The organism is Enterobacter sp. JUb54 (genome assembly GCF_014298075.1).
Classification (GTDB): Bacteria; Pseudomonadota; Gammaproteobacteria; order Enterobacterales; family Enterobacteriaceae; genus Klebsiella; species Klebsiella lignicola.
Genome location: NZ_CP060418.1, coordinates 3,854,660 through 3,876,124 on the forward strand (window position 1 = coordinate 3,854,660; position 21,465 = coordinate 3,876,124).

18 protein-coding genes and 1 riboswitch are annotated in these 21,465 nt (G+C 56.6%); of the genes, 8 read left to right on the top strand and 10 right to left on the bottom strand.

The features are described 5' to 3' along the window. Positions 1-33: 33 nt before the first annotated feature. Positions 34-215: riboswitch (cobalamin riboswitch) on the bottom strand. Between the two features lie 115 nt (positions 216-330). Continuing rightward, entirely contained in the window at positions 331-1,431 is a 1,101-nt protein-coding gene (gene trmA, locus HF679_RS17770; RefSeq protein WP_123757987.1) for a tRNA (uridine(54)-C5)-methyltransferase TrmA, read from the top strand. A gap of 56 nt (positions 1,432-1,487) precedes the next feature. Here trmA and HF679_RS17775 read toward each other — a convergent pair whose 3' ends face one another. Next, positions 1,488-1,847 carry a YijD family membrane protein gene (locus tag HF679_RS17775; protein WP_123757988.1) on the bottom strand — a complete coding sequence of 120 codons (360 nt, stop codon included), beginning with the start codon at positions 1,845-1,847 and terminating at the stop codon, positions 1,488-1,490. 15 nt (positions 1,848-1,862) lie between these two features. After that, positions 1,863-2,498: an HTH-type transcriptional repressor FabR gene (gene fabR / locus HF679_RS17780; protein WP_123757989.1), complete on the bottom strand. Its 636-nt coding sequence runs from the start codon at positions 2,496-2,498 to the stop codon at positions 1,863-1,865. A 196-nt stretch (positions 2,499-2,694) separates the two neighbouring features. On the opposite strand from fabR, the gene sthA reads away from it, so the two are divergent. Beyond that, on the top strand, positions 2,695-4,095 hold the full coding sequence (gene sthA, locus HF679_RS17785; RefSeq protein ID WP_123757990.1) for a Si-specific NAD(P)(+) transhydrogenase: 1,401 nt from the start codon (positions 2,695-2,697) through the stop codon (positions 4,093-4,095). Here sthA and oxyR read toward each other — a convergent pair. The 4 genes from oxyR to argC all read right to left on the bottom strand — a co-directional run bounded on the left by oxyR (position 4,078) and on the right by argC (position 8,504). Continuing rightward, positions 4,078-4,995: a DNA-binding transcriptional regulator OxyR gene (gene oxyR / locus HF679_RS17790; RefSeq protein WP_123757991.1), complete on the bottom strand. Its 918-nt coding sequence runs from the start codon at positions 4,993-4,995 to the stop codon at positions 4,078-4,080. The two genes, sthA and oxyR, sit on opposite strands and share 18 nt — an antisense overlap. 276 nt (positions 4,996-5,271) lie before the next feature. After that, complete coding sequence (gene argH, locus HF679_RS17795; protein ID WP_123757992.1) at positions 5,272-6,645, bottom strand: argininosuccinate lyase; 1,374 nt, start codon at positions 6,643-6,645, stop codon at positions 5,272-5,274. A 71-nt stretch (positions 6,646-6,716) separates the two neighbouring features. Then, positions 6,717-7,493, bottom strand: coding sequence for an acetylglutamate kinase (gene argB / locus HF679_RS17800; protein WP_123757993.1), 777 nt, complete (start codon positions 7,491-7,493; stop codon positions 6,717-6,719). 6 nt (positions 7,494-7,499) lie between these two features. Next, positions 7,500-8,504 (bottom strand): N-acetyl-gamma-glutamyl-phosphate reductase, encoded by a 1,005-nt coding sequence (gene argC, locus HF679_RS17805; protein WP_123757994.1) that lies wholly within the window; start codon positions 8,502-8,504, stop codon positions 7,500-7,502. A 177-nt stretch (positions 8,505-8,681) separates the two neighbouring features. Here argC and argE point away from each other — a divergent pair, with 177 nt between their 5' ends. Next, entirely contained in the window at positions 8,682-9,833 is a 1,152-nt protein-coding gene (gene argE / locus HF679_RS17810) for an acetylornithine deacetylase (RefSeq protein WP_123757995.1), read from the top strand. 255 nt (positions 9,834-10,088) lie between these two features. Continuing rightward, positions 10,089-12,740: a phosphoenolpyruvate carboxylase gene (gene ppc / locus HF679_RS17815; RefSeq protein ID WP_154145189.1), complete on the top strand. Its 2,652-nt coding sequence runs from the start codon at positions 10,089-10,091 to the stop codon at positions 12,738-12,740. A gap of 107 nt (positions 12,741-12,847) precedes the next feature. Here ppc and zinT read toward each other — a convergent pair whose 3' ends face one another. Further along, the gene (zinT, locus tag HF679_RS17820) at positions 12,848-13,498 is read right to left on the bottom strand and encodes a metal-binding protein ZinT (protein ID WP_187042262.1); all 651 of its coding nucleotides are present in this window, start codon (positions 13,496-13,498) and stop codon (positions 12,848-12,850) included. A gap of 153 nt (positions 13,499-13,651) precedes the next feature. Between zinT and HF679_RS17825 the strand changes: the two genes are divergently transcribed. From HF679_RS17825 to HF679_RS17835, 3 genes are all read left to right on the top strand, one after another. After that, positions 13,652-14,506 (top strand): helix-turn-helix transcriptional regulator, encoded by an 855-nt coding sequence (locus HF679_RS17825; protein WP_154145190.1) that lies wholly within the window; start codon positions 13,652-13,654, stop codon positions 14,504-14,506. Positions 14,507-14,714: 208 nt separating this feature from the next. Then, on the top strand, positions 14,715-15,377 hold the full coding sequence (gene fsa, locus HF679_RS17830) for a fructose-6-phosphate aldolase (protein ID WP_123757999.1): 663 nt from the start codon (positions 14,715-14,717) through the stop codon (positions 15,375-15,377). Positions 15,378-15,431: 54 nt separating this feature from the next. Further along, on the top strand, positions 15,432-16,535 hold the full coding sequence (locus HF679_RS17835) for a glycerol dehydrogenase (protein ID WP_123758000.1): 1,104 nt from the start codon (positions 15,432-15,434) through the stop codon (positions 16,533-16,535). Positions 16,536-16,568: 33 nt separating this feature from the next. Here the strand turns inward: HF679_RS17835 and metF are convergent, their stop codons facing one another. Both metF and HF679_RS17845 read right to left on the bottom strand, forming a co-directional pair. Next, the gene (gene metF, locus HF679_RS17840; protein WP_123758001.1) at positions 16,569-17,459 is read right to left on the bottom strand and encodes a methylenetetrahydrofolate reductase; all 891 of its coding nucleotides are present in this window, start codon (positions 17,457-17,459) and stop codon (positions 16,569-16,571) included. 167 nt (positions 17,460-17,626) lie between these two features. After that, positions 17,627-18,526 (bottom strand): LysR family transcriptional regulator, encoded by a 900-nt coding sequence (locus HF679_RS17845; protein WP_187042263.1) that lies wholly within the window; start codon positions 18,524-18,526, stop codon positions 17,627-17,629. Between the two features lie 89 nt (positions 18,527-18,615). On the opposite strand from HF679_RS17845, the gene HF679_RS17850 reads away from it, so the two are divergent. Next, a complete protein-coding gene (locus HF679_RS17850; protein ID WP_123758003.1) occupies positions 18,616-18,987 on the top strand; it encodes a carboxymuconolactone decarboxylase family protein in 372 nt (123 codons plus the stop codon). 44 nt (positions 18,988-19,031) lie between these two features. Here HF679_RS17850 and HF679_RS17855 read toward each other — a convergent pair whose 3' ends face one another. Next, positions 19,032-21,464 carry a bifunctional aspartate kinase/homoserine dehydrogenase II gene (locus HF679_RS17855; RefSeq protein WP_123758004.1) on the bottom strand — a complete coding sequence of 811 codons (2,433 nt, stop codon included), beginning with the start codon at positions 21,462-21,464 and terminating at the stop codon, positions 19,032-19,034. Between the last annotated feature and the right edge of the window lies 1 nt (position 21,465).

Here is a 21,465-nt window from a genome sequence, read left to right on the forward strand (position 1 = left end):
GCTGGCTTCATCAGTAGCACGCGATGATAGAAACCAAATGCGACGTATTCCGGCAGGTCTTCGGGCTCGGGGTGTGTTATGGATGAAGACTTCCCACCAACTATCGGCAGTGTCTGCATAATGCGTTCATCCCACCTTCCTTACCGCTGCGCGTCAGCCCCAGATTTGCACTGGATTCCCTTTTAACTCACAGGACCGGTTACACAATGCTATAATTAGAAACATATAGATGTCCAGACTTCTATAATTATATTTGAAACCTTATCCGGGCTGGACATCCCCTGCGCTTTCCCTACAATCCCCGCGTAATTATTTTATTCAGGATGCATCATGACCCCCGAACATCTTCCGACCGAACAGTATGAAGCGCAGCTGGCAGAGAAAGTCGTCCGTCTGCAGAAAATGATGGTGCCTTTTGCCGCGCCGGTTCCGGAGGTGTTTCGTTCGCCGGTCAGCCATTATCGAATGCGTGCTGAGTTTCGTCTGTGGCACGATGGCGACGACCTGTACCACATCATGTTTGATCAACAGACCAAATCCCGCATTCGCGTTGATAGCTTCCCGGCAGCCAGCGAGCTTATCAATCAGCTGATGACCGCCATCCTCGACGGTGTTCGCAACAACCCGGTTTTGCGCCATAAGTTATTCCAGGTCGACTACCTGACGACCATGAGCAACCAGGCCGTGGTCTCGCTGCTGTACCACAAAAAGCTCGACGATGAGTGGCGTCAGCAGGCCACCGCCCTGCGCGATGCGCTGCGGGCGCAAAACCTGAACGTGCATCTGATTGGCCGGGCCACTAAAACCAAAATCGAGCTCGACCAGGATTACATCGACGAGCGTCTGCCGGTCGCAGGCCGGGAGATGATCTACCGTCAGGTTGAAAACAGCTTCACCCAGCCGAATGCCGCCATGAATATTCAGATGCTGGAATGGGCGCTGGATGCCACCAAAGACGCTACGGGGGATTTACTGGAGCTGTACTGCGGCAACGGCAACTTCTCGCTGGCGCTGGCGCGCAATTTTGAGCGCGTACTGGCAACCGAGATCGCCAAACCGTCCGTCGCAGCGGCCCAGTACAACATTGCGGCTAACCATATTGATAACGTGCAGATTATTCGCATGGCGGCAGAAGAGTTTACTCAAGCCATGAACGGCGTGCGAGAGTTTAATCGCCTGCAGGGTATCGACCTGCAAAGCTATCAGTGCGAGACCATTTTTGTCGATCCGCCGCGCAGCGGTCTGGACAGTGAAACCGAGAAGATGGTGCAGGCGTATCCACGGATCCTGTATATCTCCTGTAACCCGGAGACCCTGTGCCAGAATCTGGAAACCTTAAGCCAGACTCACGACGTCACACGCCTGGCGCTGTTCGATCAGTTCCCGTATACCCATCATATGGAATGCGGCGTGCTGTTAACGAAGAAGTAAGAAGGAAGAAATGAACCCGGCAACGCGATGTTTGCCGGGTGAGCCCGACGACCGGTTTACTCTGCCGCCGTGTCCTTACGGTTGCGGATCCGGTAGCCAATCCAGAACACGGTGATCACCGACAGCACCGCCGGGAAGAAGTTAGACCCGATATCCGGATACTCCGCACGCACCACGGTGCTGTACAGCAGAACGCCCAGAATAAAACAGGCGGCCGCCAGGCCCGGCAGCCCCACGGGCATGCTGCGATTCTGATAGCGCTGGTGCAGACAGTACACCGTCAGCAGTAACGACAGAATCGGGAAGATGGAAAAGGGAACAATCGAGCTGAACAGGGCTGCGAAGGTTCCATTAATGGACAGGCCAGCGATCAGCGCCAGCAACAACGTACCTTTATCTTGAACTGAGTGTTTCATTGCTCGTCCTTCACGTTATTCGGAATGATGTGACATTTTTTCTTGTTCGCGGCGATACCAATAGTACGCCCCTTTCGAGATCATTCTGAGCTGCAGTACCAGTCGTTCTTCCAGCTGCCGACGTTGTTCAACACCGACATCCAGCGCTTCTGCGCCGGCACTAAACACGATGGTGACCATAGCTTCAGCCTGCGCTTCGGTAAAGGCGCGTGGCATGTGGTTTTCGATTTCTAAATAGTCGGCAAGTTCCGCGATGAAATGTTGAATTTCGCGTGCGACAGCGGCGCGAAACGCCGCGGAAGTGCCAGAACGTTCCCGCAACAACAGGCGGAATGCGTTAGGGTTATTGCCGATAAATTCCATAAATGTGGAGACGGAGGTGCGAATCACGCTACCGCCTTTAGCGATACGCTGCCGCGCCTGGCGCATCAGCTGGCGGAGCATGAGCCCACTCTCGTCGACCATGGTCAGACCTAGCTCATCAACATCACGAAAATGGCGATAAAAGGAGGTGGGGGCAATCCCCGCCTCGCGCGCGACTTCACGTAAACTCAAGCTGGCGAAACTCCGCTCAGCGCTAAGCTGGCTGAATGCCGCTTCGACCAGCGAACGCCGGGTTTTCTCTTTTTGTAGCGCTCTTACGCCCATCACGATGTCTGAATCCTTCCAATAGCCCTGCTGGCACTATACCAGAGATTAAAACTAATCGGTTTACACTGCTTTGTGAATGATTGTTTACGAGCCGATTCTGCTTTTATGCCGCAAAAAAGCACAACGATAATTGGGTTAAAGCCCGGCGAATGTTATCATCGTGTTTATTTTATGTATAAAACAGGTGAGTAATGCCATGTCGCACTCTTGGGATTATGATGCAATCGTGATTGGGTCCGGCCCTGGCGGTGAAGGCGCCGCCATGGGACTGGTTAAACAGGGAGCGCGCGTCGCCGTTATCGAGCGCTATCATAACGTCGGCGGCGGCTGTACCCACTGGGGTACCATCCCGTCAAAAGCGCTCCGCCATGCCGTCAGTCGTATTATCGAGTTTAACCAAAACCCTCTCTACAGTGACCACTCCCGCCTTCTTCGTTCTTCTTTTGCCGACATTCTTAACCATGCCGACAGCGTGATTAATCAACAAACCCATATGCGTCAGGGTTTCTATGAGCGCAACCACTGCGAAATTTTGCAGGGCAACGCCCACTTTGTTGATGAGCACACCCTCGCGCTGGAATGTCACGATGGTACCGTCGAGACCATCACCGCGGAAAAATTCGTCATCGCCTGCGGCTCACGCCCTTACCATCCTGCCGATGTCGATTTTTCCCATCCGCGCGTGTACGACAGCGATTCGATTCTCAGCCTGCAGCATGAACCACGCCACGTGATCATCTACGGCGCCGGGGTTATTGGTTGCGAATATGCGTCGATTTTCCGCGGCATGGAGGTGAAGGTCGACCTGATCAACACCCGCGATCGTCTGCTGGCGTTCCTCGATCAGGAGATGTCCGACTCTCTCTCCTATCACTTCTGGAACAGCGGCGTGGTGATTCGCCACAACGAAGAGTATGAGAAAATTGAAGCCGTCGATGACGGCGTGATCATGCATTTGAAATCGGGCAAAAAACTGAAAGCCGACTGCCTGCTGTACGCCAACGGCCGTACCGGTAATACCGATTCCCTGGCGCTGGAAAATATCGGCCTGAAAACCGATAGCCGCGGCCAGATCAAAGTGAACAGCATGTATCAGACGGCGCTGCCGCATATCTATGCCGTTGGTGACGTTATCGGTTATCCGAGCCTGGCGTCCGCCGCCTACGATCAAGGCCGCATCGCCGCGCAGGCGCTGATTAAAGGCGAGGCCTCTGCCCACCTGATTGAAGATATCCCGACCGGTATCTACACCATTCCGGAAATCAGCTCCGTGGGTAAAACCGAGCAGCAGCTGACGGCGATGAAGGTGCCATATGAAGTGGGCCGTGCGGCGTTTAAACACCTGGCACGCGCGCAAATCGTCGGCATGAGCGTGGGAACCCTGAAGATCCTGTTCCATCGTGAAACGAAAGAGATCCTGGGCATTCATTGCTTTGGTGAACGCGCGGCCGAGATTATTCATATCGGCCAGGCGATTATGGAGCAGAAAGGTGGTGGCAACACCATTGAGTACTTCGTCAACACCACCTTTAACTACCCGACCATGGCGGAAGCCTATCGGGTTGCCGCGTTAAATGGCTTAAACCGCCTGTTTTAACGCTTTGTCGAAATGGCCATCCATGGTGCCGCGGATGGCCTCCGCCAGATGCTCGTAGCGACTACGCAGCGGTGAACCCGGACGATATACCAGACCAATGGTGCGTCTTGGTTCCGGCTTAATGCACGGAATATAGACCACGCCATCGCGTTTTCTCTCCTGCGGCACCGCTAACGCCGGCAGCAGCGTGATGCCGCTACCTGCGGCCACCATGTTGCGCAGCGTTTCAAGACTGGTCGCGCGGAAATGGGTATCTTCATCCGCACCGGCCTCAAAACAGAAGCCCATCGCCTGATCGCGCAGGCAGTGGCCATCTTCCAGCATCAGCAGTTTTTCCCCGGCCAAATCAGACATCGGCACGCGATCGCGATTTGCCCACGGGTGATCTTCGTAGATAGCCAGCATCATCGGCTCATCAAACAGCGGGACCTCAATAAAGGCCTCGCTCTCTTTCACCAGCGCGAGGATCGCGCAGTCCAGCTTACCGCTGTCTAGCTGAGCCAGCAGTTGATGCGTTTGTGCTTCATGCAGATACATTTCCAGTTTTGGAAAAGTCTGGTGCAGCATCGGTATTATTTGCGGCAACAGATAAGGGCCAATTGTCGGAATCAGGCCAATATGCAGCGGCCCGGACATGGTCTCACCTTGTTGACTTGCCATTTCCTTGAGCACTTTGACTTCGCGTAACACGGTACGCGCCTGATCCACCAGCAACAGTCCGGCCTGGGTAAACAGAACCTTACGGCTGGTGCGCTCCAGCAACATGACCCCAAGTTCATCCTCCAGCTTGCGGATTTGTCCGCTCAGCGTGGGTTGGCTGACGTGGCAGGAGTCCGCCGCGCGCCGAAAATGGCGGTGCTCGGCTAGCGCAACCAGGTATTCAAGATCGCGAATATTCATTATTCATCCTCCGTCGCCATGATAGTTCATGGCGATAGATAGCATAGCAACGAACGATTATCCCTATCAAGTTTTCTGTTCAATAATAAGCCCAGAAACGAGGCCGACGTCAGAAAATCAACGATGGCCTCATCATATTCCCTGACCGAACAACTAAAGCCAACGTGAACTTTTGCGGACCTTGTGTCCGCTTTTTTTTGCATAAAAAAAGCCCGGGCATGGCCCGAGCCTCTTTGACGACTCACTCCGTTAGAATGACCCGTGAAAATAGCGCATTCACACCAGACGCTGTCTGGCGTCGTCAATTGCCTTAGCGACCTGCTGCGGTGAGACGCCGCCTTTTGCCGAACGCTTATCCAGGCAAGACTGCAGCGACAGAATCGGATAGACATCATCGGCAATCACGCTGCTAAATTTCTGCAGGTCGGCCAGCGCCAGATCTTCCAGCGGCTTGCCCTGGGCGATCGCTTCTACCACCGCTTCACCGACGATATGGTGCGCTTCGCGGAACGGAACCCCTTTCGCTACCAGGTAATCCGCCAGCTCAGTGGCATTGGCATAGCCCTGCTGCGCCGCCTCTTCGCAACGCGGACGCTTAACCTGAATACCGTCCAGCACCAGCGCCGCCATATGCAGGCAGTCCAGCCAGGTATCGAGCGCGTCGAACAGCCCTTCTTTATCTTCCTGCATGTCTTTGTTGTACGCCAGCGGCAGACCTTTCAGGGTCATCATCATCCCGGTCAGCGCGCCCTGAACACGGCCGCATTTACCACGGATAAGCTCCAGCGCATCCGGGTTTTTCTTCTGCGGCATCAGAGAGGAACCGGAGGTGACGCGGTCGGACAACTCAATAAAACCGGCTTCCCCGGTATTAAAGAAAATCAGGTCTTCGGCAAAGCGTGACAGGTGCACCATGCCAATCGATGCATCAGAGAGCAGTTCCAACACGTGGTCACGGTCAGAAACGCTATCGAGGCTGTTGCGGGTCGCCGAGGCAAAGCCCAACCAGCCAGCCAGCTGCTCGCGGTCGATTTCATAGGCGGTTCCCGCCAGCGCGCCGCAGCCCAGCGGGCTGACATCCAGACGTTTCAGGGCATCCTGCAGACGGCTTTCATCACGCGCCAGCATTTCAACATACGCCAGGCACCAGTGGGCAAAAGTCACCGGCTGCGCGCGCTGCAGGTGGGTATACCCCGGCATCACCGCATCCTGGTTGCTCTGAGCTGTCTCCACCAGCGCGCTTTGCAGCTGGCGGTTGGCCGACAGCAGCTCGGCGACCGTGTCTTTACACCACAGCTTCAGGTCAGTGGCGACCTGATCGTTACGGCTACGCCCGGTATGCAGCTTCTTACCCAGTTGACCCACTTTGTCGATCAGCTTGCCTTCTACCCAGCTGTGAATATCTTCCGCGTCGCTTTCAAGGATTTGCTGCGGGTTCGCCCGCACCTCTTCCAGCAGCACACCTAATGCCTCTTCCAGCTGCTGTTGCTCGGCGGCACTCAGCACGCCCACCGTCACCAGCGCTTTAGACCAGGCGACAGAGCCAACAATATCCTGCTCCGCCAGGCGATAGTCGAAGCGCAAAGAGTCGTTGAACTGTTTGAACCGCTGATCGGCTGCCTGAGTAAAACGCCCGCCCCAAAGTGCCATAATGTGCTTCCTTCAAATTTGGTTTTATGCTGCCGGGAAGCCCTGTGCTTCCCGTCTTCAACTGTGTTAAATCAGGCCAGAATGCGCGTGCCAATAGGCGTGCCGTTAAACAACGCCGGCAACTGCTCCGCGTGGCGCCACGAGGCGATATCCACCGGGCGGCCCAGCGTGCGTGCCGCATCCAGTGCCGCATGCACCTTCACAATCATGCCGTCGGTAATAATGCCTTGTTCGATCAGCTGCTCTGCCTTCGCCGCGGTCATCTCCGCAATGCGCTGGCCCTTGCCATCGAGAATGCCGCTGACATCGGACAGCAGAATCAGGTCCGCACCGAGCGTCGCCGCCAGCGCGGTCGCCGCCTGATCGGCATTCACGTTCATCAGTTGCCCTTCATCGGTGACCCCGATGGAGCTGACCACCGGCAGATAGCCGCCCGCCAGCAGGGTGTTAATCAGCGCAGGCGAACCCGGCTGCGCCAGACCAACGTGACCCAGTTCTTCGTCCAGCTGCGTCACCTTAACGCTATCGCCATCGCCGAGGAACAGGCCCACGGAAGCCAGATGGTGTTTTTTCGCCCAGGCCAGCAGCGTTTTATTGGCGGTTCCCGCCAGCGCGCCGGTAATAATGTCGATCTGATCCGCCGGCGTAACCCGCAGACCATTTTTCTTGTTCACCGGCAGGTTGAGCTGCTTCATCAGCTCATCCACCACACAACCACCGCCATGCACGATAATCAGCGGGCGATGATGGGCTTCACGGTAATTCACCAGCGCGGTAAACAGGCGCTCCAGCGCTTCTTCGCTATCGAGTAACACGCCGCCGAGCTTAATTATTAATGGGTTCATCATCACACCTTAAATAAGAGACTGCGTCTCAGCGTAGCCGAAACGAATATTCGCGCACTGTATTGCCTGTGCCGCCGCACCTTTCAACAGGTTATCTTCCGCCGCCACCACAATAATGTGCTGGTCCTGAACGGCAAAACCGATATCACAGAATGGCAGACCCACGACGTTTTTCAATGCCGGCACGCCTTTATCATATAAACGGACCATCGGCTTATTGGCATAGGCCTGCTGGAACACGGCGGCAACCTGATCTTTGCTCACGCCAGGCTTCAGGCGGCAGGTGATGGTTTCGAGGATCCCACGTTTAAAATTACCAAGGTGAGGGGTAAAAATAACCTCCGCGCCAAGGTGGGTGGAGATTTCCGGGTGGTGACGATGATTGAATACGCCATACGGCTGCAGGCTGACTTCACAGAAGCTATTACTGATAGCCGCTTTACGCCCTGCGCCGCTGACGCCGCTGGTCGCATTGATCACCGGCCACTGGTTCAGATCCAGCAGGTCCGCATCGATCAACGGTTTCAACGACAGCTGGGCCGCCGTCGGATAGCAGCCTGGAACAGCAACTAAGTTCGCCTCTTTCAGCGCGTCAGCGTTCCACTCAGCCAGACCGTAAACCGCCTGCTCAAGCAGGGCCGGATGCTGATGAGTGAAACCGTAATATTTTTCGTAGAACGCACCGTCGTTCACGCGGAAGGCGCCGGACAGGTCGAACACCACGCAGCCTGCGGCAAGAAACTGCGGCGCCAGGTCGTGGCTCACTTCATGTGCGGTCGCGAGGAAGACAACATCGACGCCGGCGCTAAATTCGCTGATATCTGACATCGGCTGCAGCGGCAGATCCACAATGCCTTTCAGCTGAGGATGCAAATCGGAAATTAATTTCCCTGCATCATTGCTTTGCGCGGAGACCGTCAAAGCGGTTATGGTCATATGAGGATGGCGATTTACATAGGTCACTAGCTCTGCGCCGGCATAACCGCTGGCACCCACAATCAGCGTCTTCAACATCGGGGCTCTTCACCTTCTTACGTCATATTTGCCCAGGAAGCATCTCGCTTCCTCACCCAGTTAAGCCGTAAGAGTCTCCCTGCATTTTATGGGTTTTCTTACGCTCAACGATAATGTATTTTTATTCACAAATAATGCATGAATATTGATACTATCATGACCCGAGGTGTGTCAACAATGAAAAACAATTTACCGCCCTTTATCGAGATTTACCGCGCATTGATCGCCACACCTTCCATCAGTGCAACCGAAGAAGCACTGGACCAAAGTAATGAGACTTTAATCAATTTACTCGCTGGCTGGTTCCGCGATATTGGCTTCAATGTTGAAGTCCAGCCGGTACCGGAGACGCGCAATAAATTCAATCTGCTGGCCAGTACCGGCCACGGCGCTGGCGGTCTGCTGCTCGCCGGGCATACCGACACCGTGCCGTTTGATGACGGCCGCTGGACCCGCGATCCTTTCGCCCTGACCGAGCACGACAACAAACTGTACGGTCTCGGCACCGCCGACATGAAAGGCTTTTTCGCCTTTATCCTTGATGCCCTGCGCGATGTCGATGTCAGCACGCTGAAAAAGCCGCTCTACATCCTGGCCACCGCCGATGAAGAGACCAGTATGGCCGGCGCCCGTTACTTTGCCGAAACCACCCAGCTGCGTCCGGACTGCGCCATCATCGGCGAACCGACTTCTCTGCAGCCGGTGCGAGCGCATAAAGGCCATATGTCCAACGCGATTCGTATCCAGGGCCAGTCCGGCCACTCCAGCGATCCGGCGCGCGGCGTGAATGCCATTGAGCTGATGTACGATGCTATCGGCCGCATCATGCAGCTACGCGACGACTTAAAAGAGCGTTATCACTACGCCGCGTTTACCGTGCCGTATCCGACGCTCAACCTCGGCGCGATTCACGGCGGCGATGCCTCAAACCGCATCTGCGCCTGCTGCGAGCTGCATATGGATATTCGCCCGCTGCCGGGCATGACGCTCAACGATCTTAACGGACTGCTGGATGAAGCGCTGGCGCCGGTAAGCGAACGCTGGCCGGGCCGCCTGACGGTATCCGAACTGCACCCGCCGATTCCCGGCTACGAATGCCCGCCGGACCACCGTCTGGTTCAGGTCGTGGAAAAGCTGCTCGGCGCACAAACCGAAGTGGTGAACTACTGCACCGAGGCGCCGTTTATCCAGACGTTGTGTCCGACGTTAGTATTAGGCCCTGGCTCCATCAACCAGGCGCACCAGCCGGATGAATACCTGGAAACCCGCTTTATTAAGCCGACCCGGGAGCTAATTACCCAGGTTGTCCATCATTTCTGCTGGCATTAAGGGCAGTCCGTTCCCGCCGCTTTTATCAGGGCGGGACGGTGATTCTGGTCACATTTCCATAAGTAATGCTTATCAGGCGACCTCTGAGTTAAATTTCGCAAATTGCCGTCATTTATTCGTTTGCTGAAGCGATTTCGCAACAATTGACGTGGGGGTTTTTACGTGGCTTTATAAAAGACGGCTGCTTATCCGATGCTCACTGTTGCAGAGCGCCGGATATAACAAAATAAAATGAGATGGGGTGTCTGGGGTAACATGAACGAACAATATTCCGCTTTGCGTAGTAATGTCAGTATGCTCGGTAAGGTGCTAGGCGATACCATCAAGGATGCACTGGGAGAGAACATTCTTGATCGTGTCGAAACTATCCGTAAATTGTCCAAGTCTTCTCGCGCCGGCAATGAAGCCAACCGCCAGGAATTGCTGACCACGCTGCAAAACTTGTCCAATGACGAGCTGCTGCCGGTGGCCCGTGCTTTCAGCCAGTTTCTGAATCTGGCGAATACCGCAGAGCAATACCACAGCATTTCACCGAACGGTGAAGCGGCCAGCAACCCGGAAGTGATTGCCCGCACCCTGAGAAAGCTCAAAGACCAACCTCATCTCAACGAAGAGACCATTAAGAAAGCGGTGGAGTCCCTGTCTCTGGAGCTGGTGCTTACCGCTCACCCCACCGAGATCACCCGCCGTACGCTGATCCACAAAATGGTGGAAGTGAACAACTGCCTGAAGCAGCTTGATAACAAAGATATCGCTGACTACGAGCACCACCAGCTGATGCGCCGTCTGCGCCAGCTGATTGCCCAGTCCTGGCATACGGATGAAATCCGTAAATACCGCCCGACGCCGGTTGATGAAGCAAAATGGGGTTTTGCCGTTGTTGAAAACAGCCTGTGGGAAGGGGTGCCAAACTACCTGCGCGAGCTGAACGAACAGCTGGAAGAGAACCTCGGCTATCAGCTGCCGGTAGACTTCGTCCCGGTGCGTTTCACCTCCTGGATGGGCGGCGACCGCGACGGTAACCCGAATGTCACCGCCGATATTACTCGTCACGTGCTGCTGCTGAGCCGCTGGAAGGCGACCGACCTGTTCCTGAAAGATATTCAGCTGCTGATCTCTGAACTGTCGATGGTTGAATGCACCGACGAGCTGCGCGAACTGGCCGGCGCGGAAGGGGCACAGGAACCGTACCGCTATCTGATGAAAAAGCTGCGTACCCAGCTGATGGAAACTCAGACCTGGCTGGAAGCCCGCCTGAAGGGGCAGAAACTGCCGAAGCCGGCAGGCCTGATTACCCAGAACGAACAGCTGTGGGAACCGCTTTACGCCTGCTATAAGTCGCTGCAGTCCTGCGGCATGGGCATCATCGCCAACGGCGAACTGCTGGATACGCTGCGCCGCGTGAAATCTTTCGGCGTACCGCTGGTGCGTATCGACATTCGTCAGGAAAGCACCCGTCATACCGAAGCGCTGGGCGAAATGACCCGCTATCTGGGTATCGGCGATTACGAAAGCTGGTCAGAAGCCGACAAACAGGCGTTCCTGATCCGCGAACTGAATTCCAAACGTCCGCTGCTGCCGCGTCAGTGGGAGCCAAGCAACGAAACCCGTGAAGTCCTCGACACCTGTAAAGTGATCGCCGAGGCGCCGTACGGATCCATCGCCGCGTATGTGATCTCAATGGCGAAGACCCCGTCCGACGTGTTGGCCGTGCATCTACTGCTGAAAGAGTCCGGTATTGGCTTCGCCCTGCCGGTCGCGCCGTTGTTTGAAACCCTGGACGACCTGAATAACGCCAATGACGTAATGACCCAGTTGCTGAATATCGACTGGTATCGCGGCTTTATTCAGGGCAAACAGATGGTCATGATTGGCTACTCTGACTCCGCAAAAGATGCCGGCGTCATGGCAGCATCGTGGGCGCAGTATCAGGCACAGGACGCGTTGATCAAAACCTGCGAAAAAGCCGGGATTGAGCTGACGCTGTTCCACGGCCGCGGCGGTTCCATCGGTCGTGGTGGCGCACCGGCACACGCCGCGCTGCTGTCTCAGCCTCCAGGTAGCCTGAAAGGCGGCCTGCGCGTGACCGAACAGGGCGAGATGATTCGCTTTAAATACGGCCTGCCTGAAGTCACCATCAGCAGCCTGTCGCTGTATACCAGCGCGGTGCTGGAAGCCAACCTGCTGCCGCCGCCGGAACCAAAACCGGAATGGCGCCATATCATGGCCGAGCTGTCTGACATCTCCTGCAAGATGTACCGTGGCTATGTGCGTGAAAATAAAGACTTCGTCCCGTACTTCCGCTCCGCAACGCCGGAGCAGGAGCTGGGTAAACTGCCGCTGGGTTCCCGTCCGGCAAAACGCCGTGCGACCGGTGGCGTCGAGTCTCTGCGCGCCATTCCGTGGATTTTCGCCTGGACGCAAAACCGTCTGATGCTGCCGGCCTGGCTTGGTGCAGGCACCGCGCTGCAGAAAGTGGTGGAAGATGGCAAACAGAGCGAGCTCGAAACGATGTGTCGCGACTGGCCGTTCTTCTCTACCCGTCTCGGCATGCTGGAAATGGTGTTCTCGAAAGCCGACCTGTGGCTGGCGGAATATTACGATCAGCGCCTGGTGACCCCGGAGCTGTGGAAGCTGGGTGCAGAACTGCGCGAGCTGCTCTCTACCGGGATCAACGTGGTACTGGATATTGCGAACGATTCCCACCTGATGGCCGACCTGCCGTGGATCGCCGAGTCTATCCAGCTGCGTAACATCTATACTGACCCGCTGAACGTTCTGCAGGCAGAGCTGCTGCACCGTTCGCGTCTGGCGGAAGAAGAAGGCAAAGAGCCGGACCCACGCGTCGAACAGGCGCTGATGGTCACCATCGCCGGCGTTGCTGCCGGTATGCGTAACACCGGCTAATCTCGCCGCAAACCAGCCCCGGATAGCGCCGTTTAGGCCTTATCCGGGCAACAAAAACCCCGGCCAGCATCGCGCGACCGGGGTTTTTTATTAACTGGCTTTTTTCATTAATGGTGCAGCATCTCGTCGACGATCTGTTCTTTGTGCAGGGCATACGGATAATAGGTCGGCCAGTTATCCATCTCTTTCAGCAGCGCCTCCTGCGATTCATTACCCATAAAGATGTGGAAGTGCTGCGATTTGCGCGGGCCGATAATATGATCGCTGAACTGCACAAATTTCGGTGCTTTTGAATCAGCCTGCTGGCATTCAAACAGATAGCGCACGCCCTTCTTACCGGAGGCATAAGTCAGGATCTTCTTGCCGGAATAGGCGTACTGGCAGGTATTGACCGTTTTGCCAATGTGGAACTCCATCACGTTGTCCTCAATCCCAATCTGGTCAACGTCGGTGGCATAGCCTTTCTTATAATATTCCCGATACTCGGCCACGCTCTTATCGCCCGCTTTTTTGGCTTTTTGCTCCAGCACCGGATCCAAATCACCATTGAGCAGATAAGGGTTCACCGACTGCCAGATCCCGTCCCAATCGCTTAACGAGCGATCCTTCACATCCCCATCGGCAAAAATGCCCTCGCTTGCTTTTATCTCCGCCTCGGTTAACGCGGGTCCATGGCTATGATTGCCGTGAGCAAAGGTCTGAGCGCTGGCCAATAGCAGGCCAACGCCCAACGCAAGGGCAGACATCTTTGTGGTCATTACATTCTCCTGAGTTAACGCTTGCAACGATATGTTACAATATAACATATCATACATATCGTGCAACATCGTTCTCCCGCCATCCTGCACCGGCTTTTACCCTTTCTGCTCTGTCCGGTATGATAAATACGAGGCGCCTTGTATGGAGCAAGTATGGATACCGATCTCAATCAACTCATCGACGCGTTAATCACCGGTCCGGCGGCGATCCAGCAGATCCGCTTTGCCAGCACCCACCGCCCGCTTGCCGATGAAGTACAGAAGGCTGATTTTTCACGTTTTGAAATCATGCTTGAAGGCCAGCTGTACGATCCTGGTGTAAAGGCCGATCCGCCAATACTTGCCCGGTATGACGCGCTGTATATCCCCGCCGGAGGATGGCATTTTCCCCAGTGGAGCTCGCCCTGTCGCACCCTGAGCATCGTATTTGGCAAGCAGCAGCTGGTATTTACTCTACAGCGCTGGGACGGTAACCATCTGCAGATTGAGGAAAAGCTGCAGGTTCCGCGCCGCGGCCCTCGTACCGGCTCCTTCCTGCTACAGGCACTCAATGAGATGCTGATGCAACCCCAGGAACAGCGCACGACGCGCTGCATTGTTATCAGCCTGCTGAGCCACTGCGCCGATCTGCTCGGCAGCCAGGTACAAACCGCGTCCCGCAGCCAGGCGCTGTTTGAGGCGATCCGTCAGTATATCGAGGCCCACTTTGCCGAGCCGTTAACCCGCGAAGCGGTCGCGCAGGAATTTTATCTCTCGCCAAACTATCTCTCCCACCTGTTCCAGAAATGCGGGCCAATGGGGTTTAACGAGTACCTGAATCACGTCCGGCTCGAACAGGCCAGGATGCTGCTAAAGGGCCATGACATGAAGGTCAAAGATGTCGCCCACGCCTGCGGCTTTGCCGACAGCAACTATTTCTGCCGCCTGTTTCGTAAAAATACCGAACGCTCGCCCTCCGAGTATCGCCGTCAGTACCACAGCCAGCTAACAGAAAAAGAAATCCAGTAAAAACTAGATTTTTGTAAGTATTTCTTCATATTTCGCTGATTAACCTGCCCAGGTTCATCAGGTATCACGGGAGAAACGTGATCTAAATCATCCTTAACCGTAATGCGTACATTTATCCAGTTTTTGGCAAATTTGTCATCTGGCGACCCGCCAGTGAGAAGCCGTATCCTTATCTCAACATCACTGAATTGAGCATCGAGGAAAGGCTATGGAACTCTATCTGGACACCGCAAACGTAGCAGAAGTTGAACGCCTGGCACGCATCTATCCCCTGGCTGGCGTCACCACCAACCCCAGCATTATCGCCGCCGGCAAAACGCCGGTCTGGGAGGTACTCCCGCGCCTGCAAAAAGCCGTCGGGCCAGAGGGAACGCTGTTTGCCCAGACCATGAGCCGCGATGCCGAAGGCATGGTGGCGGAAGCCAAACGCCTGAGCAATGCCGTCCCGGGAATTGTGGTTAAGATCCCGGTTACCGCCGAGGGCCTCGCCGCGATCAAGCTGCTGAAGAAAGAAGGTATCCCGACTCTGGGCACCGCGGTCTATAGCGCCTCCCAGGGGCTATTGGCCGCGCTGGCAGGCGCAAAATATGTCGCCCCTTACGTCAATCGCGTCGATGCCCAGGGCGGTGACGGCATCCGCATGGTGCAGGAGCTGCAATCCCTGCTGGAGCTCCATGCGCCAGAGAGCAAAGTGCTGGCCGCCAGCTTTAAAACCCCACGCCAGGCGCTGGATTGTCTGTTAGCGGGCTGCGAAGCTATCACCCTTCCTTTAGACGTAGCGCAACAAATGCTTGGCACCCCCGCGGTAGAGTCAGCCATAGAGAAGTTTGAGCAAGACTGGAATAACGCTTTTGGAAATCTGAACCTGTAACCCGATCGGCGCGCCGACAAAGGGCGGCGCCACGATCATCCAGGAGGAAAAGAAATGGATCACATTATTCAATCCCCGGGCAAATACATTCAGGGCGCGAACGCCATCACCCGCCTTGGCGAATACCTCAAACCACTGGCCGAACGCTGGCTGATTGTGGGCGACAAGTTTGTACTGGGTTTTGCCGAAGAAAAACTGCGCAAAAGCCTGACAGACGCCGGCCTGGTGGCCGAAATCGTCCCGTTTGGCGGCGAGTGTTCACGCAATGAAATCAACCGTTTGCAGGACATTGCCAGTTCAGCCAACTGTCATGCCGTGCTGGGTATCGGCGGCGGTAAAACGCTGGATACCGCAAAAGCATTGGCTCACTTTATGCACCTTCCGGTGGTGATTGCCCCGACCATTGCCTCAACGGATGCCCCCTGTAGCGCCCTCTCGGTTCTCTATACCGATGAAGGGGAGTTTGACAGCTATCTGATGCTGCCACGCAACCCGAATATGGTCATTGTCGATACGCAAATCGTTGCCGGTGCGCCACCGCGCCTGCTGGCAGCCGGTATCGGCGATGCGTTAGCGACCTGGTTTGAAGCGCGCGCCTGTTCACGCAGCGGCGCCACGACCATGGCGGGAGGTCAATGCACTCAGGCCGCGCTGGCGCTGGCCGAACTGTGCTACAACACGCTGATTGAGGAAGGTGAAAAAGCGATGCTGGCGGCGGAGCAACATGTTGTCACGCCGGCGCTGGAGAAAGTGATTGAAGCCAACACCTATCTGAGCGGCGTGGGCTTTGAAAGCGGCGGTCTGGCCGCGGCGCACGCCATCCATAACGGGCTGACGGTGCTGGCGGATGCCCACCATTTCTATCACGGTGAAAAAGTCGCTTTCGGTACGCTGACCCAGCTGGTGCTGGAAAATGCCCCGGTGGAAGAGATCGAAACCGTTGCCGCTCTGTGCCACAGCGTCGGCCTGCCGATCACCCTGGCGCAGTTGAATATTAAAGGGGATATTCCAGGCAAGATGCGCGCCGTGGCGGAAGCCGCCTGCGCAGAGGGCGAAACCATCCACAATATGCCTGGTGGCGCGACGGCCGATCAGGTCTACGCCGCGCTGTTGGTCGCCGATCAGTACGGCCAACGTTTTCTGCATGAGTGGGAATAAAAAACAACATGGCCCTCATTGAGGGCCATCGTTTTATACCGCCGGGCGCACGCCCAGCGTGTGGCAAATCGCGTAGCTCATCTCGGCACGGTTCAGCGTGTAGAAGTGGAAATCCTTCACCCCTTCCCGGCTTAAAATCTTCACCATGTCCATGGCGATGTTCGCCCCGACCAGCTGGCGGGTTTCCGCATCGTTATCCAGGCCTTCAAACATTTTCGACATCCAGGTAGGGATGCGCACGTTGGTCATGTCGGCAAACTTCTTCGCCTGTTTGAAGTTAGAGACCGGCAGGATCCCGGGAATAATTTCGACATCAATGCCGGCCGACACGCAGCGATCGCGAAAACGCAGATAGCTTTCAACATCGAAGAAAAACTGGGTGATTGCCCGGTTGGCGCCCGCATCGACCTTACGCTTCAGATTCAGCAGATCCGCCTGCGCGCTTTTGGCCTCGGGGTGCACTTCAGGATAGGCCGCCACGGAGATATCAAAATCGCCCACCTCTTTCAGCAGCGTCACCAGATCGGCGGCGTACATATCCGGCTTGCCGCTACCCGGCGGTAAGTCACCGCGCAGGGCGACAATATGACGAATGCCGTTGTTCCAGTAGTCCTGGGCAATGGCGCGCAGCTCGTCGCGGCTGGCGTCGATACAGGTCAGATGCGGTGCCGCTTCCAGACCAGTACGCTCTTTAATGCCTTTGATGATGCTGTGGGTACGGTCGCGCTCGCCGGAGTTCGCGCCGTAGGTCACCGACACAAACTTCGGCTTCAGGCTGCTTAAGCGATCGATGGACTTCCACAGGGTTTGCTCCATTTCACTGGTGCGCGGCGGGAAGAATTCAAAAGACACATTAATCTGGCCCTGCACTTCTGCCAGGCTCTGATTCAGCGCTTCCCGCTGATTGGCGTGAAAAAAGCTCATACCTTACCTCATCAATCGCATTTTATTGTTTGTTGTGTTGCGAACTTCTATACGTTTAGACGTCCAGATGTAAAAATGACGGAAAAGCGGGCAGGCGTCAATAGAAAAATCAGCGTAAACAGTGAGGAATATTCAGCGAAGATGAGATTAATTCATGTCACCCGACGCTAAGTTAATGATTCTTCAATTAACGGCAGCAGCCAGTCGCGCAACGCGTCATCTTCCGGCCGGGTTAATAATCCCAGCGTCAGATGCAGACGGGCCTCCTCCAGCGTCTGGAACACCACCCCCTGACGCTGAATAGCCGCAAATGAGGCGGGCAGCAGAATCATCCCTTCGCCACGCGCAATACGCGCCAGCAGGACATCATGCTCGGCAGGCTCTTCAACGTAGGTTGGGGTAAAGCCAGCACGTTCAAAGATGCGCCGGGTCTGGTCAAAAAACGCCGGATTACGCTCCCGCTTGAACCAGAACAGCGGTCGATGGTTCAGGGCGTTTAAGGTCAACTGGACCATGGCGGCTTGCGGCCATGAAGCCGGCAATGCCGCAATCAGCGGTTCATCATAGGGCAGCGGCGAAAACGTTAAGCCGTCGGCATCCAGCGGCAACGCCACCAGCGCGGCGTTCAGCTTGCCTCTGCGCACCTGTTGAGCGAGGGCCGGTGAAGCCTGTCGGCTGAGGTGCAGGACGCTGACGTGACCGCTCAGGGCCGATTCCAGCGGCGCAAAGATCCCCTGTTCAAACGCGGTGGTCAGCCCCAGTCGTAACGGCTGCTGGCGGTCGCGGGAGAGCTGGCTTAACGCGCTCAGCGTCTGCTCCTGCAGCGCCAGCAACGGCCGGATCGTCTCCAGCACCCGCTCGCCTTCTGCGGTCAGTATCAGTCCTTTGGTGTGACGGACAAACAGCGTCACCCCCAGCAGCATTTCCAGCTGGCGGATATGCCGGCTCAGCGGCGGCTGTGAAATAAACAACCGCTGCGCTGCCCGACTAATGTTGTTCTCTTCCGCCACCACCGCGAAATAACGCAGCAGCCGCATGTCCAGAGTAGATAAGCGCGAATTTGTCATACCGGAAAGGTATCACGAAAAGGGTATTACTCAACGCTTCCCGATGCCTCTACTCTCCTTACAGCACATTATCTCTATGAGGAAAGATCATGACATCAGAACGTTATACTACCGGCCTTGAGATGCTGCAGCGCGTTGATGGTAAGGGCGGCGATGCCGTCGTAGCCAGCCTGCAGGCTATCGCCCCGGACTTTGCCCGCTATCTGATTGAGTTCCCGTTCGGCGATATCTACGCCCGTCCGGGGCTGGATTTGCGCAGCCGTGAAATCGCCACCATTGCCGCGCTTACCGCGCTGGGCAACGCCGCCCCGCAGCTCAAAGTGCACATTGCCGCCGGGTTACACGTGGGTTTGTCGCAGGAAGAAATTCTCGAAGTGATCATGCAGATGGCGGTATATGCGGGGTTCCCCGCGGCGCTGAATGGCCTGTTTGCCGCCAAAGAGGTGTTCGCTGCACGCTGATGTCACGAGACCAGAGCAACGCCTGGTCTCGTGACAGGGTTGAATTACAGCAGCTGCGCCAGACGGTTGATGTCCGACTGAATGGCGCCAGCGGTCACATCGCGGCCGGCACCCGGGCCGCGGATCACCAGCGGGTTATCGCGGTACCAGCGGCTCTCGATTGCAAACACGTTGTCGCACGGCAGCAGCGCCGCCAGAGGGTGCTCCTCACGTACCGCTTCCACGCCGACTCGTGCTTTGCCGTTGGCATCAAAACGCGCCACGTAGCGCAGAACCAGCCCCATTTCACGGGCCGCTTCCAGACGCTGCAGCATCTGCTCGTTCAGCTCTTCACCATTCTCGAAGAAGTGATCGACAGAGCCCTCTTCGCAGTGCGCAGGCACCAGCGATTCCACACGAACCTGATCCGGCTCGATGTCATACCCGGCCTCACGCGCGAGGATCACCAGTTTACGCATAACGTCTTTCCCCGCCAGGTCAACGCGCGGGTCCGGCTCCGTCAGCCCTTGCTGCCACGCCTGATCGACCAGGTCGGTGAACGGCACGGTGCCATCAAACTGCAGGAACAGCCAGGAGAGCGTGCCGGAGAAAATGCCGCTCAGCGCCAGGATGGTATCGCCGCTATCGATCAGATCGCGCACCGTGTGGTTCACAGGCAGGCCCGCGCCTACGGTGGCGTTGTACAGCCAGTGACGACCGGTTTTCTCGAACGCATCGTGGATCTGACGGTATTTATCGCTGCTGCTGGCGCCCGCCAGTTTATTGGCGCTGATCACGTGGAAGCCATGGCTGGCGAAATCCAGGTATTGATCGGCCAGTTGCTCGCTGGCGGTTACGTCCAGCACCACTAAATCATCGTACGGGTGGGCACGCATCCACAAGAACAGCGACTCTTCATCCTGGGCGACGGCCTCGTCGTTGAAGAAGGCCAATGCGCGGCTGGCGTCCAGGCCTTCGTAGTTCAGCAGGCTGCGGCGGCTGTCCACCACCCCGGCGAGAATAAATTCAAAACCGGTGCGCGCGGAAAGCGTGGTTTGTTCGCGAGCGAACAGCTCCAGCCAGCGCGAACCAATGTTGCCTTTGCCAAACAGCACCAGGCCAATGCGTTTCTCGGCGCGGAACAGCGACTGGTGCAGCCCCTGAATCAGGCTTTCCGTCGGACCAGCACGCAGCACCGCGACCAGGCTGATGCCCTCTTCGGACTGCCAGGTAAACTCAACCGGCTGCCCTTTCAGCTGCTGCCAGAAACGGTGACAGTGCAGTGGGTTACGGCTGACGCCAGCCCCCACCATCGCCACCAGCGCCAGCTTCTGACGCAGACGCAGCTCGCCCGGGAGACCGGCTTCGTCGAGCAGGCGCAGCGCGCTGTCGGCGACTTCCGAGGTATAGCAGAACTGCAGCAGCTTACGGTCGGCATGAACGCCGACCGCCAGCGGGCGCAGCTGGGCGCGTTTAAAGATAAGATCCAGCTCTTTATGCGCCAGCTTGAAATCCTGGCCCGCAGGCACCTGGAACTCAATCAGGCACACATCATCGTGGCTGGTCACAATACGTGCGCCGGTCCCGGAGGCCAGCACACGTTCAATGCGCGTGGAGCCCTGTTCAGGGTTATAGCTACAGCGCAATTGCAGATCGATATCGCTACCGGATACCGGCTGCAGAGTACGGGCATGCAGCACTGGCGCGGCCAGACGTGCCAGCTCACTGGCTTCATCCAGGCGCAGCAGCGGCAACAGGCAGGCATCTTTTACCTTACGCGGGTCGGCACTGTAGACCCCGGCCACGTCACTCCAGATCGTGACGCGCGAGGCCCCGGCCAGCGCGCCAATCTGGGTCGCGGAATAGTCGGAGCCGTTGCGCCCCAGCAGAACCGTCTCTCCCGCGTTGTTACGCGAGATAAAACCGGTCACCACCAGGCGTTTGTTCGGGTGTTGCGCCATCAGTTGCTGCAACAACGGGTAGGACAGGCCTTCATCCACCTGCGGCTGGGCGCCGCGTTCGGCACGCAGGAAGCTGCGGGCATCGAGCCAGGCCGCCTCCTGCCCTAAATGGTTCAGGACTGCCGCCATCAGGCGTGCGGACCAGACTTCCCCGTGACCAACCACTTCGGCGTAGACCGCATCGGTCACGCCGCTGTCAAGCAAGCCGGCAAGGCGCTCGAGATCGTGAATAAAAGTGGCGATCAGCGTATCGGCAGCATCTGCTGGCAGCAGGCTGGCGATCAGCTCCATATGATAACGGCGCAGCGACTGCTGCACCTGATGCGCAGAAAGGCGATCGGTCTGGCTGAGTTTCAGCCAGCTAATCAGCTGGTTGGTGGTGCTACCCGCGGCGGAGACAACCATCATGTCACCCGCCTGCGAGTATTCCGTCATGATCCCCGCGACGCGCAGGTAACATTTCGCATCCGCTAAACTACTCCCACCAAATTTGTGCAGCTGACGACCCTTCGCCCCTGCCTGCGCATTCACACTCATG

What these genes read in the sequence shown, in the direction of transcription:
- sthA (WP_123757990.1), top strand. Translation starts at nt 2,695, where the DNA reads ATGTCGCACTCTTGGGATTATGATGCAATCGTGATTGGGTCCGGCCCT.
- HF679_RS17775 (WP_123757988.1), bottom strand. Translation starts at nt 1,847, where the DNA reads ATGAAACACTCAGTTCAAGATAAAGGTACGTTGTTGCTGGCGCTGATC.
- oxyR (WP_123757991.1), bottom strand. Translation starts at nt 4,995, where the DNA reads ATGAATATTCGCGATCTTGAATACCTGGTTGCGCTAGCCGAGCACCGC.
- argB (WP_123757993.1), bottom strand. Translation starts at nt 7,493, where the DNA reads ATGATGAACCCATTAATAATTAAGCTCGGCGGCGTGTTACTCGATAGC.
- HF679_RS17845 (WP_187042263.1), bottom strand. Translation starts at nt 18,526, where the DNA reads ATGACAAATTCGCGCTTATCTACTCTGGACATGCGGCTGCTGCGTTAT.
- HF679_RS17825 (WP_154145190.1), top strand. Translation starts at nt 13,652, where the DNA reads ATGGATACCGATCTCAATCAACTCATCGACGCGTTAATCACCGGTCCG.
- argC (WP_123757994.1), bottom strand. Translation starts at nt 8,504, where the DNA reads ATGTTGAAGACGCTGATTGTGGGTGCCAGCGGTTATGCCGGCGCAGAG.
- HF679_RS17835 (WP_123758000.1), top strand. Translation starts at nt 15,432, where the DNA reads ATGGATCACATTATTCAATCCCCGGGCAAATACATTCAGGGCGCGAAC.
- metF (WP_123758001.1), bottom strand. Translation starts at nt 17,459, where the DNA reads ATGAGCTTTTTTCACGCCAATCAGCGGGAAGCGCTGAATCAGAGCCTG.
- trmA (WP_123757987.1), top strand. Translation starts at nt 331, where the DNA reads ATGACCCCCGAACATCTTCCGACCGAACAGTATGAAGCGCAGCTGGCA.
- argH (WP_123757992.1), bottom strand. Translation starts at nt 6,645, where the DNA reads ATGGCACTTTGGGGCGGGCGTTTTACTCAGGCAGCCGATCAGCGGTTC.
- HF679_RS17855 (WP_123758004.1), bottom strand. Translation starts at nt 21,464, where the DNA reads ATGAGTGTGAATGCGCAGGCAGGGGCGAAGGGTCGTCAGCTGCACAAA.
- argE (WP_123757995.1), top strand. Translation starts at nt 8,682, where the DNA reads ATGAAAAACAATTTACCGCCCTTTATCGAGATTTACCGCGCATTGATC.
- fsa (WP_123757999.1), top strand. Translation starts at nt 14,715, where the DNA reads ATGGAACTCTATCTGGACACCGCAAACGTAGCAGAAGTTGAACGCCTG.
- zinT (WP_187042262.1), bottom strand. Translation starts at nt 13,498, where the DNA reads ATGACCACAAAGATGTCTGCCCTTGCGTTGGGCGTTGGCCTGCTATTG.
- HF679_RS17850 (WP_123758003.1), top strand. Translation starts at nt 18,616, where the DNA reads ATGACATCAGAACGTTATACTACCGGCCTTGAGATGCTGCAGCGCGTT.
- ppc (WP_154145189.1), top strand. Translation starts at nt 10,089, where the DNA reads ATGAACGAACAATATTCCGCTTTGCGTAGTAATGTCAGTATGCTCGGT.